We start from the raw sequence: 11294 nt of genomic DNA, 5'->3' as shown, positions 1-11294 counted from the left end.
AGTGAATCTGCGGGAGGCGGCGACGCGGCCCTCGAGGTCCGGTTGCTCCTCGCCCACGCCGTTTTCCAAGACTGCTCCCTTTTCCCCCCCTCCTCCTTCCCCCCCCCCCCCCCCCCCCCCCCCCCCCCCCCCCCCCCCCACTTCCCGAGCCGGAGATGCCCGTGCGTCAACGTGGCGGGTCCGGCGTGAGTCCGCCCAGCAGTGTCGTGAGCGTGAACTCGAACCGCTCGTGCTTCTCGCCGGAAGTCAGTTCGCGGATGTGCGCGACAGCGCTCGGGAACGTATCGCCGGGCAGCATCCGGTACCGCTCCACGAGAGCGTCCCGATCCAGGACGCGCTGGTCGGCTCCGCTGTCGGGGCGGTAGCGCAACGACCTTTCGAAGCAGTAGGCCGAGACGTAGAGGAACGCGGCGTCGATCGCCCATGCGGCGGACTGCGGCGGTACCCCCGCGGCCAGCAGGATCGTCAGCATGCCCTCGCTCAGCCGCAGTGCGTCCAGGCTGTTCGGGGCGGCGGACAGAGCGGCGCGTGAGATTCCGGGGTAGCGCAGGAACTCGTCGCGCAGCGCCCGGCAGACCCCGAGCATCTGCTCTGTCCACCGTGCGGGGTCAGGATCCGGCACCGGCACTCGGGCACACAGGTCGCTGATCAGCAGCTCGTCCAGCTCGGCTTTGTTGCGCACGTGTGCGTACAGCGACGCCGGACCGGTCTGTAGCGCGGTGGCGACCCGGCGCATCGTCAGGGCCTCGAAGCCCTCGGTTTCGAGCAGCCTGAACGCCGCCTCCATGATCCGCCCGACCGTGATCGGGGTCTTGCCGGGCCGCTCGGTCCTGCTCGGCTCGCCCAGCGCCGCAATCTTCGCCGCCCACTCGTCACGCATTTCGGCGTGGTCCGGAGCACGTCTGTTGGCCATGGCGCCAGTTTAGCTTGACTCGAACAATGACCCCCTGTAGAACAGCATTCGTTCTTCGAATGCTGTTCGTCCTAGACGAACGGAGCTACGCCACACCCCTGAATCTTCCCGAGAGGAATCCCATGCCGTCCCCACGTGCCGACCAAGAACGCCTGGCGCCCACGCCGCCCGGCTCCTTCCGCTCCCTGCGTGAGGCGTGGGTGGCCCTGGCGGGTCTTTCGGCGGTCTTCCTGTTCGAGATGATGAACAACACCGTCCTCAACGTTGCTCTGCCCACGATCGGCCGCGAGCTGTCGGCCCCGACGGTTGCCCTGCAATGGCTGACGAACGGCTACTCGGTCCTGTTCGGGGGACTGATGCTGGTGTTCGGTGTGGTCGCCGACCGGCTCGGTCGTCGCCGAGTGATGCTCGTCGGGCTGGCCCTGCTCGGCGTCGCGAGCCTGGCGACGGCGGCCGTCTCCAACACGGGCGAGCTGATCGCCGTCCGTGCCGTCATGGGCCTCGCGGCCGCGATGACCACACCGGGAACCATGGCGATGGCCTTCCGGCTGTTCGGGGAGGAGGGCCTGAGGGTCCGGGCGATCACCCTGATCTCCACCGTGGGCATGGTGGGGCTGGCGATCGGCCCGACCGTGGGCGGCCTCGTGCTCTCCTTCGCCCCGTGGCAGGTCCTGCTGCTGGTGAACGTACCGATCGTGGCGTTCGCGATCATCGCCATCCGGATCGGCGTCCCGGCCGATGACGCCGCCGACCTGCACCGGGCGCCCCCGGATCTGACGGGCGGCGTGCTGGGCACCGCGGCGATCGTGCTCGCCCTCGTCGCACCCACCCTGTTCGAGAACGCGGGGGCCGGATCGTGGGGACCGTGGGCCGCGGCCGGCGGGGTCGTCGTGGCGGCGGCCCTGTTCGTCCGGCGTGAGCGATCGGCCCGGCACCCGATGCTCGACCTCGCGCTCGTCGCCCGGCCGCAGGTCTCCGGCGGGCTGGCCTACAAGGCGGCGTCCGGGCTGGCGAACGCCGGGCTCGCCTACATGGTGACGCTGCAACTGCAACTGGACTGGGGCTGGCCCCCCGCACTCGCGTCCGTCGGCATGCTGCCCCAGGTCATCGTGCTGATCGCGGGCGGCCCGTTCGTCCATCGGTTCGTCGAGCGGGTCGGCATCGACCGCGCCGCCTGGATCAGCGCAGGCTCGGTCGTGGTCGGGCTGGCGGTCTACACCGTGTTCGGCAACCTCGGCTATCCGTGGGTGGCCGCCGCGCTGGTGTTCGTGGCCGCCGGGATGCGGGTCGTCGGCGCCGCCGCCGGGGTCAACGTACTCAACGGCCTGCCCCGCAACCGCACCTCGACCGGCGCGGCGCTGATCGACACCGCCGCCGAGGTCACCGCGGCGGTCGGGGTCGCGGTGGTCGGCACCGTACTCGCCGGCCTGTTCGTCGGGGATGTCACCAGCAGGCACTGGACCCCGGAACAGACCGGGCAGTTCCGGACAGCGGTCACCGTCTCCGGGATGATGCTCACCCTCCTGTCCGCAGCCCTGGTCGGCTGGGCGATGCGCCGCACCCGCCCCGGCGCGGGCGGCCAGCAGGACCCCGCGCCCACCGAGACCCCGGCTGCCCGGACCTGACCGAGGACCGGGCACCGCAGAACCTGTCCCATCCCCACTGCGAGGAGAACACCATGCGCAATCACGTATCCGCCCCAGTCCACGAGCGGACCGGCGAGTTCCCGCCCCCGGCAGGACTCAGCGCCGAGGCGATACGCGGCCTGGAGAAGCCGCGACAGGTCATCAAGTTCCCCGCCGTCGACGACTACGCAGGATGGCAGGGACTGGTCAAGACCTGGGGCAGTGAGGCCCGGACCCGTCTGGCCGGGATGGGGAGCGGACGGCCGGTCGACTCCTCGGAGGTCGACGTCGACGGGGTCAGCGTCTATGTCGTGCGCGCCCCCGAAGAGGGCGACGGCGGCAGGGCGGTCCAGCTGTACTTCCACGGCGGGGCGCTGATCTTCGGTTCGGGTGAGATGTGCCGCTTCGCAGGCGGTCTCGCCAGCGAGAGCAGCGGACTCAAGACCTACGCCGTCGACTACCGGATGCCGCCCGAGCACCCTTACCCGGCGGCCCTCGATGACGCGGTCACCGTCTACCGCCGTCTCCTCGACGAGTACGACCCGTGCGACATCGTGGTCACCGGTGCGTCGGCCGGCGGGAACATCGCCGCGGCGCTGCTTGTGCGGGCCCACGACGAGGGCCTGCCGATGCCCGCCGCAGCCGTACTGCTCACTCCGGAGGTCGACCTCACCGAGTCCGGCGACACCCATCGAACGCTGGCCGGTATCGACGAGCTGCCGCCGTCCATGGAAGTGGTGAACCTGCTCTATGCGGCAGGCCGGCCGCTGGACGATCCGTACTTGTCACCGCTCTTCGCAGACCTGGGCCACTTCCCGCCCACGTACTTGCAGTCGGGGACACGGGACACATTGCTCTCCGGCACGGTGCGGATGCACCGCCGGCTGCGCGCGGCCGGCGTGCCGGCCGAACTACACGTGGGAGAGGCGATGCCGCACGGCGGCTTCGGAGGCGCCCCGGAGGACCGGGAACTGGAGGCCGAGGTACGGAGGTTCATCGCCACGCGTACCCGCCGCTGATCCGGCCGGCTGCCGGCACGTGGGCGGGCAGCCGGAACGGCTACGCACGGTTCTGCGAGACTTCGGCGCCCCGCGAAGGCCGCGACCTCCGCACACGACGACTCCGATCACCTTCCCGAGTCGCCGAAGTCCTGTGCTTCAGAGGGCTTCGTGGAAAGCCCCTCTAAGCCCTCGGTCATCCTCAAGGGCAAAGCCGTCGACGTTGCTCTCCCCGACGACTGCGTGTACGTCCCGGCCCGCGAACACACGCCGGAACCAGTTGCGTTCCACCTCGGTCATGTGCTGAACGAGGCCCAGCAGCTTCATCGACGACGGCGCGGCCGAGGCCAGCCGCAGTTGATCGTCTTCGAGACCCGAACACTTCAGGGCGAGAGTGGCACGGTCAAAGGCCAGCCACGATTCCAGCATCGCCCGCTCGCCGGCATGCGCGGAGCGGATGGGATAGGGCGTCCATCCGGTGTCGAAGTCATACCAGGACCCTGGCACCGACCCCCATGAACTTCGCGGACCTTCGCTGGCGACGAACACGCGCTATCGCCCTCTCCTGACGAGCCACTCACTCTGCCGCGGGCCCCACGCCCTGACACTGGACGAGATCTACACCTGCGTCCATGACGATCTCACCGGCCGGGACCTGCCTCCCCCTCAGCGGTGTGCGGTGAACGCGGCCGGCAACCTGACCCTGCTGCGGGCACCGGTACGAACAGGGGTGCGGCCCGTGGTCGGCGCGGGCGGGGACACTGGTGCGGTATCGGGCCGACTGGGCGCGTCGCTCCCTCCACGGGAAGCACCGTGTTCGTACAGCCCCTGGAGCCGCCCCCGCGGAAGCGGTGGCAGCGCCGGGCCGGCTCGTTGCTGCTGCTGGCCCTGGCACCGATCGAGTACGGCCTGTATGTGCTGACGAACCCGGCCGTCCTGGCGACCGCACCCTTTCGCTGATCTTGGGGCTCGTGTCCGTCCTCGACCAGACGGAGAGGCGCCCCGTGCTGACGGTGGACGCCACCGGCCTGCGCCGCGGGTGTGATCCGCCTTCGCCCCGTGAGAGCACCCACATCCCTTGGGCGGACATCTTGTACGTGGGATGGCTCCGCCGGGTGGTGAACGTCCATAGCGGTACCGAGGAGAAGCAACTGCTGGTGAGGCTGCGTCAAGGCGCGGAAGTCCCCTCCCAGTTGTCCAGGATGAGTGAATCACTCTCCGACGGAGTCGCCTACTACCTGTTTGGCACCCTGGGCGAATTCGGCATCTTCAATCCCCTTCTCCTGGGAGAGGCGCTCCTGCGGCACTGCCCGGACGACCAGCGCAATGACAGTGGACCCCTCCGTGGTCACCTGGCGGGCATACACCCGTTGATCATCTGATTCCGGGCCCCGCGGGCAGCAGCTCGGGGGGCAGACTCGTCACAGGCCGCGTGCGGCAACCGCCCAGTGGCCTACCACGCCGAACGGCCGCCATCGCGTACGCGGGTCGGCCCGTACCGCCGGGGGATCTTTGATCACTGGGCGCCGAGCGCTCTTCGAGGTGGTGCGCTCCGAACGCGTCCCCGGCTGGCCCTGCCGCCAACCGTGCTCTGGACGCCCTGGGCCGGGTATGCCGTGAGCTCGCCCGTGACCACGAGGAGCGGGGCGAGGACCTGGCCCTCGTGGACCACCTGGCCGACACCGCGCCAATGCCGGCGGGCTGCGCCAACGCCCCGTATGGTGCGCGCCGCCGCGGCCGGCGCCGGCCTGGGGCCTCACCGTGCCGCCCCGGAGGCGGGCCGAGTGTGCCTGAAGTTCCTCGAACTGGCCCCGGACGGGGCCACGATCAGGACCGGGCAGTGGATGCAGGCTTCCCTGAACGTTGGGGCCGTTCCGTCCCAAAGCCTCTGACCTGCAACTCTCTGACGGAGTGGTGATGTCAGAGGAATCACAGCGAGATGTTCCGGAGAGCGAGAGCCGCTCCGTCTGCCGCCTCAGTACTGTGACTTCGCATGACCGACACCGAGATCGAGATCACCGCAGACCTGGTCCGCGAACTGCTGCAGGAGCAGCATCCAGACCTCGCAGGGCTGGCCATCCGCGAGGTGGCGGGCGGCTGGGGCAACCAAATGTGGCGCCTCGGGGGCGAGTTGGCCGTACGCATGCAGCGCATGGACCTCACCCCGGAGCTCCAGCTCAAGGAGCGGCGGTGGCTACCCGTGCTGGCCCCGCACCTCCCGCTCCCAGTGCCGACCCCGGTGCGGTTCGGCGAACCGTCCGAGCGCTTCCCCAAGCACTGGACCGTGATGACGTGGGTCCCCGGCGAGCCGCTGGACCACGGCTCGATCAGCCGCGGCGCCCATGCGGCTGACACTCTGGCGGGCTTCCTCCGGGCACTCCATGTGGAGGCGCCCGCCGAGGCGCCGATCGCTTCGGACCGCCGTGCCCATCCCAGAAATTGCACGGACGGCTTCGAGAACTTCTTCCAGGCCGTTGCCCCCGACGGCATCGCTGCCGACGTCCGGGCCGTCTGGGACGACGCCGTTACGGCCCCCGAGTGGGAGGGCCCGCCGGTATGGGTGCACGGTGACCTCCATCCCGCGAACGTCGTCGTCTCGGACGGAACGCTCTCGGGCATCGTCGACTTCGGTGACATGTTCGCCGGCGATCCGGCGTGGGACCTCGCCGCCGCATGGGTGCTGCTACCCGCGGGCGCGGCCTCACGGTTCTTCGACATGTACGCGCATGCAGACGAGGCGGCGATCCGGCGCGCCCGCGGGCTGGCCGCTGTGAAGAGCCTCTTCCTGATGCTCATGGGGCAGAACGGAGATCGGGGCCTTCCCGGTGGCAAGCCGCACTGGGGACCTGCAGGCCGGGCGGCACTTGACCGTGTTCTGAAGGGCGTTTGACGCAGGTATTCGGAATCCAGTGCCGCGTCCAGTGGCGTGAACGATTCCGACGTCGCGCCCATCGCCGCGCCGCAGCTCACACCGCCCGCCAGGGGGCCTCCCAGCATGCTGGCAACTATCTCCTTTCCTCTGCAGAGTCAGTGAAGGGGAAGAGGCCGACTCCCACGGCCGCGGAGGTGCGGGCCGATGTGCTGCGGATGCTGGGGCGCGTGCGGATGGCGACGGTCCGGCAGATGGCCGAGGTGCTCACAGCGGAGGATGCGGGCGGCCGGTCGTACGTGCGCAGGGCGATGAAGAAGCTGGTGGAGCTCGGGCTGGCGGAGACGAACGGCAAGGCGGGCCGGCACTCGATCGGGAACCTGACCCCGGCCGGACAGAAGGCTCTGGCCGCCGGCACTGAGCTGCCGCTCCGACCGAAGGCCGGCACCGGCGGGAAGGCCGTCCGGGCCGGGTTCGGCCCACACGGCGTCGCGGTGACGGACACGGTCCGCGCCTACGGCAGCCGGCGCTCACCGACCGACTGGCAGGTGGAGGTCAACCACGCCATCAAGGGACTCGGCCTGAGCTTCACCACCCACGCCGTTCTCGCCCAGCCCACCGAGACCAGCGAGGCCCGCCTCTTCGAACTCGACAACGGCACCACGGCCCAACAACGCCGCGCCCGTGAGGTCTGGGATTACGAGCGCTACGCCGGCCACCGCGTCTGGGAAGGCGCCAGCGGCAGCACGGGCTGCACGTACCCGTTCTGGCAGCGCCACCGCTACACCGCTCCAAGACCTTCCCACGGCTGCACGTCGCCTTGGCGGGCAAGCCGGAGCCCCTGCTCGACCACTGCCTCCACGCGCTCGCCGCCGACGTGCAGGGCATCGCCGTCGCGGTCTGGGCGAACACCCTGCCCCGCCTCCAGCGCGGCAAGCCCTGGTACGAGCTCGGTGCCGACGCCCCGGGCCGACGCCGCGCCCGCTACCCCGAACCGGACGGACGCTGACGGGCTGGGCGACGGTGGGGCGGGGTGCCCTGCGGAGGGTTGGAGTGCCGACCGTAGGACACCGCCTCGACGCTCGACGGAGGGTGGGTGAGGCAGTGCTCTGGGCCGGGGCGGGCAGCGGTCCTCAGCCGACCTCGTTCGGCTCCGCGGCCGGCCCCTTGGAGGCCCACTCGGGATCAGGCCCTTTGCCGCCTGGTTCTGGGCGTAGGCGATTTCGGGGCTCAGGACGGTGGCTTGGACGTCGGTCTCTTGGCGGGCGGCAGGGTAGGTGCGGCCGACGTAGGTTTCGCTGTGCAGGCCCAGACTGGCGTTGGTCACCAGCGAACCGTCACGGCGGGCCGGGGTCGGCTCGTGGGGATCGGACCGCAGCGCTCCGGCATGGCCGGCGGGAACGTTGTAGTCCACGCCCACCTTCTTCTCTTCGAAGGCGGAGACGCTGTAACGGCGGGCGTAGCCCGTCTCGATGAACGTACTCATGGAGGTCTCGATACTGGTGGAGACGCCCGCGCCGAAGAACTTGGCCGATGTCTTCACCCCCACCGACACCCCGACCGTGATGCCGGTGGTCTGAGAGAATTCCTCGCCCTATTCCTTGGCCACGCCCTGGGTGATCTCTTCGGAGATCTTCCCGCTGCCGTGGCCTCGCAGGTCCAGGTGGCGGATGAGGGTGAAGGTGCGCGTGCGCTAAAGCTTGCAGAAGGGGGAGTTCTGTACCTTCCACGGCTCGGCTCGGCCCGGTGCCGGGGAGGCCGTCATCGCTTGGTGACCGACCCCTGACACCCCACCCTCGTCGCGCGGCCGACGCGGCATCGAAACGGCCACCACCACCCGCCCCGGCCCTTTGACGCGGGCCAGGGAAGGGGTTCTCGGAGCCCGTCATACCTGTGCCCAAATATCCGATGTCTGCCTGGGGTGGCCGACGGCTGAGCGGACACTCACGCCGTCTGTCGGCGCTGGGCGGGGGGAAGCAACCGGAGCAGCCCTGCCCCTCCCCACAGCCGCCGCTCTTGCCCAGGCTTGCACCCCGGCCCATGTGTGGGACGGCCAACAGGCCGTGATCGCCAGGCACTGCGCACGATCCTGGCGGTGATCGGGTTCTGGATCAAGGACGGGCAACTCAGTGACCCCCGGTCGTCCCCGGTCCACGGGGTTCCTGACCGCGGGGTGCGGTTCTACGGTGCGTCGTATGACGTGTGAAGCCGGTAAGCCTCCCCGGGGCCCGTCCACGCCGCCCCCGCCCGGCAGGCCGCCGGGCCCGACGACGCCGGACAAGAACCCGCCGTCCCCACCACAGCACCCTCCGCCGTCCGGGGCCTGATGTGCCCGTCGAGCGCATTCCCTGGGACCAGCTCCCCGCCGGCGTCCGTACCGCCGTCTCCGGCGAGCTCGGTGGCGCGTTCACCGCCGAGGACATGCCGGGCGGGGGAAACTCGGGTGTGGCGACGCTGCTTTCCCTCACCGACGGCCGCCGGGTGTTCGTCAAGGGCCTGCCCGCCGCCCACGGGCAGATCGGCGAACTGGACCTGGAGGAGAAGATCAACCCTTTCCTTCCGGGCTGCGCGCCGCGCCTCCTGTGGAGGGTGCGGGCAGCCGGTTGGGTTCTGCTCGGCTTCGAGGGGGTCGTGGGGGAGTGGGCCGACTACGCGCCCACTTCGCCGGATCTGGAACTGGTCGTACGGGCGCTGGCGCAGGTGGGCGACTGCATGACTCCGGGCGTGCGGCTGCTGACGGCGTGGGAGCGCTGGGGCTACTACTGCGAGCCGGCCGACGAGGTCCACCTCGCCGGTGACAGGCTTCTGCACACCGATCCCGCGGCGACCAACATCCTCATCCACGGCGGCCGGGCGCATCTGGTCGACTGGTCGTGGGCAGCACTGGGGCCGGTCTGGATGGACTCGGCGCTGTGGGCGGTGCGGCTTATCTCCGACGGTGGCCACACACCGGAGCAGGCGAGGGAGTGGGCGTCGAAGGTCCCAGCGTTCCGCGAGGCATCCCCCCGGGCCCTGTTCACGTTTGCTCGCGCGGAGGCACGCCGGTGGGAGGACCTGGCCGCGGACGGTGTTCCCCGGATCGCGTCGGTGACTCGGAGTGCCCGGGCGTGGGCGGACTACTGGACGTAGCCCCGCCGCACACCACCAGGGCTCTACACCGGCGCGGCCGGCCTACTGGGGAGGGTGGCGTAGTGGAGGAGGGGCAGGACGGCGGCCAGGAGGCGCCCGTCGCGGGCCGCCTGGTACAAGAGCTGGTGCTGCGCGGTGGTGTCGGGGTCCTTGGGATTGAGGCGGGCCGGGTCGGCGTAGCGGGCGGCCGCTCCGCCTTCCAGCGCGGGTGGTACCAGGAGGGCGGGGTGTGGATGGCCCCGGTGAAGAAGGCGCCCTGGGCGCCGATGATGCTGAGGATGCCGGTGCCCCGCCGTTTCCGTCTTCGCCTTCGTGCCGGCCTCGGACGGTTCGGCGAGGACCGCGACCCAGCCGTCTGCCGTCGGCGGGCGAGCGCTGGTGTCGCTGACGAGTCCGAAGCCGTGCTCCTGGAGATAGGGCGCCAGGAGGGCGGTGAGCCCCGAGCGCTCATCCTGGGCGACGAAGATGGGGCAGGCCAGTTCGGCGGCGAGGACGGGTAGGCGGTGCTCGGAGCCCAGGGCGGGGAGCACGGCTTTCCGCATGTCATCGCCCGCCGGATCACGTGCGCTGCTGCTGTCGCGCGAGGTGACCTTGGACGGCGTGTACGCGGGGTGGGTGAAGAACACGGCAGGCTGTCGTCGGCCGCCAGGCGATACGACCGGCAACCGTGGGGGCGGGGCCGTCGAGGCAGGGGCGGGTGGCCGGCTCAGGGGGTGGGGATGCCGCCCGGGATCTGGGGCGGGCGCCCGAAGCGGACCGGGAGGCCCGGGGAATACAGCACGCTCACGGGCTGTCCGGACGGTGCCGGCAGTCCCGCTGAAGCGACGAGGTCCTCTTCGCAGTGGAGGAGTTCGGCGTGGTGCAGGGGCCAGCGAGGGTGGGTGTTCGGCAGGTACGTCGAACGCCCGAAGAACATGTTGTGCATGCCCCAGCGGGCGGTCAGGAAATGCTCAAGCTCGGTCGGTTCCTCGACCAGGGTGCCGACCCGTACGGTGATGCGGCTGTGCGCGCCCTGCGGGCCGGGCCAGCGCCGTCGGCTGGTATAGGTGACTGTGTCCGCTTCCCGGCGCACGCTCATCTTCGACCAGAGGTAGGGGAGGCGGAATGCGGTCCGGGCGACGGCCACGGGTATCAGGCGGGATGCGTCCAGGGAGCGGAAGACCACGCCGCGCCGACCGTGGGCATCCACCGAGTACAGGCGCACGTTGGTCTCCGGGAAGGACCCGAGGTAGGGGACGCCGGGGAGGCTGAACCATCCCACGCGATGCATCCTGAAAGCGACGAGCCCGACATAGGTGGTGAGGCCGTCCAGCGTGTCCGGACGGGTACCGGCGGGCAGCAGCGGCGCGACGACGGACACATCGGCGGCCCAGTGGAGGAAGGCCAGGTCGAGCCAGGACTGGGTGAGCAGAGGACGGCCCATGGTGTGGGGCGGATCGACCGATATGGGCTCGGGGACCATGTCCAGCGGCGGCATCGCGACAGTATGGCATGGTGCCTTCCGCGCGGAGCCAGCCCGGGGCCAGCGAGGGAAATGAGAACCTTGACGCACGGACTGCCAGTTCGCTGGAACAAGTTGACTCACGTCACATGAGCGGAACTTCCGGGCGCACGCACGCCGACACGGGGTGCCCGACGCCGCCGCCCGCGCATCCTGTGGAGCGTGCAGCCGGATCCGGAGCCAGCGCCCCAGTGTGAGGATCCCAGTGATCCTCATGCGGTGTTTTCGCAGGTGACGTGTTCGGTGCGGGGCCTGTGGG

At 70.3% G+C, this 11294-nt stretch carries 11 protein-coding genes; 7 read left to right on the top strand and 4 right to left on the bottom strand.

Annotation, left to right across the window (positions count from 1 at the left end):
- Positions 1 to 166 precede the first annotated feature (166 nt).
- The gene (locus AC07AB_RS39345; protein ID WP_478577299.1) at positions 167 to 913 is read right to left on the bottom strand and encodes a TetR/AcrR family transcriptional regulator; all 747 of its coding nucleotides are present in this window, start codon (positions 911 to 913) and stop codon (positions 167 to 169) included.
- 122 nt (positions 914 to 1035) lie between these two features.
- On the opposite strand from AC07AB_RS39345, the gene AC07AB_RS39340 reads away from it, so the two are divergent.
- Positions 1036 to 2538 carry an MFS transporter gene (locus tag AC07AB_RS39340; protein WP_478577298.1) on the top strand — a complete coding sequence of 501 codons (1503 nt, stop codon included), beginning with the start codon at positions 1036 to 1038 and terminating at the stop codon, positions 2536 to 2538.
- 53 nt (positions 2539 to 2591) lie between these two features.
- Positions 2592 to 3557, top strand: coding sequence for an alpha/beta hydrolase (locus AC07AB_RS39335; protein WP_478577296.1), 966 nt, complete (start codon positions 2592 to 2594; stop codon positions 3555 to 3557).
- Between the two features lie 138 nt (positions 3558 to 3695).
- Here AC07AB_RS39335 and AC07AB_RS39330 read toward each other — a convergent pair whose 3' ends face one another.
- Positions 3696 to 4085 (bottom strand): mycothiol transferase, encoded by a 390-nt coding sequence (locus AC07AB_RS39330; RefSeq protein WP_478577295.1) that lies wholly within the window; start codon positions 4083 to 4085, stop codon positions 3696 to 3698.
- Between the two features lie 264 nt (positions 4086 to 4349).
- On the opposite strand from AC07AB_RS39330, the gene AC07AB_RS39325 reads away from it, so the two are divergent.
- From AC07AB_RS39325 to AC07AB_RS39305, 5 genes are all read left to right on the top strand, one after another.
- Complete coding sequence (locus tag AC07AB_RS39325; protein WP_478577292.1) at positions 4350 to 4496, top strand: hypothetical protein; 147 nt, start codon at positions 4350 to 4352, stop codon at positions 4494 to 4496.
- Between the two features lie 44 nt (positions 4497 to 4540).
- Entirely contained in the window at positions 4541 to 4918 is a 378-nt protein-coding gene (locus AC07AB_RS39320) for a hypothetical protein (RefSeq protein WP_478577289.1), read from the top strand.
- 611 nt (positions 4919 to 5529) lie between these two features.
- The gene (locus AC07AB_RS39315) at positions 5530 to 6426 is read left to right on the top strand and encodes an aminoglycoside phosphotransferase family protein (RefSeq protein ID WP_478577287.1); all 897 of its coding nucleotides are present in this window, start codon (positions 5530 to 5532) and stop codon (positions 6424 to 6426) included.
- A gap of 140 nt (positions 6427 to 6566) precedes the next feature.
- Entirely contained in the window at positions 6567 to 7505 is a 939-nt protein-coding gene (locus tag AC07AB_RS39310) for a replication-relaxation family protein (protein WP_478577284.1), read from the top strand.
- Between the two features lie 1228 nt (positions 7506 to 8733).
- On the top strand, positions 8734 to 9534 hold the full coding sequence (locus AC07AB_RS39305) for an aminoglycoside phosphotransferase (protein WP_478577283.1): 801 nt from the start codon (positions 8734 to 8736) through the stop codon (positions 9532 to 9534).
- 23 nt (positions 9535 to 9557) lie between these two features.
- Here the strand turns inward: AC07AB_RS39305 and AC07AB_RS39300 are convergent, their stop codons facing one another.
- Together AC07AB_RS39300 and AC07AB_RS39295 are read right to left on the bottom strand one after the other, a co-directional pair.
- Complete coding sequence (locus AC07AB_RS39300; protein WP_478577281.1) at positions 9558 to 10160, bottom strand: hypothetical protein; 603 nt, start codon at positions 10158 to 10160, stop codon at positions 9558 to 9560.
- 80 nt (positions 10161 to 10240) lie between these two features.
- Entirely contained in the window at positions 10241 to 11011 is a 771-nt protein-coding gene (locus AC07AB_RS39295; protein ID WP_478577279.1) for a YqjF family protein, read from the bottom strand.
- Positions 11012 to 11294 lie beyond the last annotated feature (283 nt).

The organism is Streptomyces sp. NPDC044033 (genome assembly GCF_056434425.1).
The sequence above is the reverse complement of the archived record's forward strand: the minus strand, read 5'-3'. Positions and strand labels throughout refer to the sequence as shown.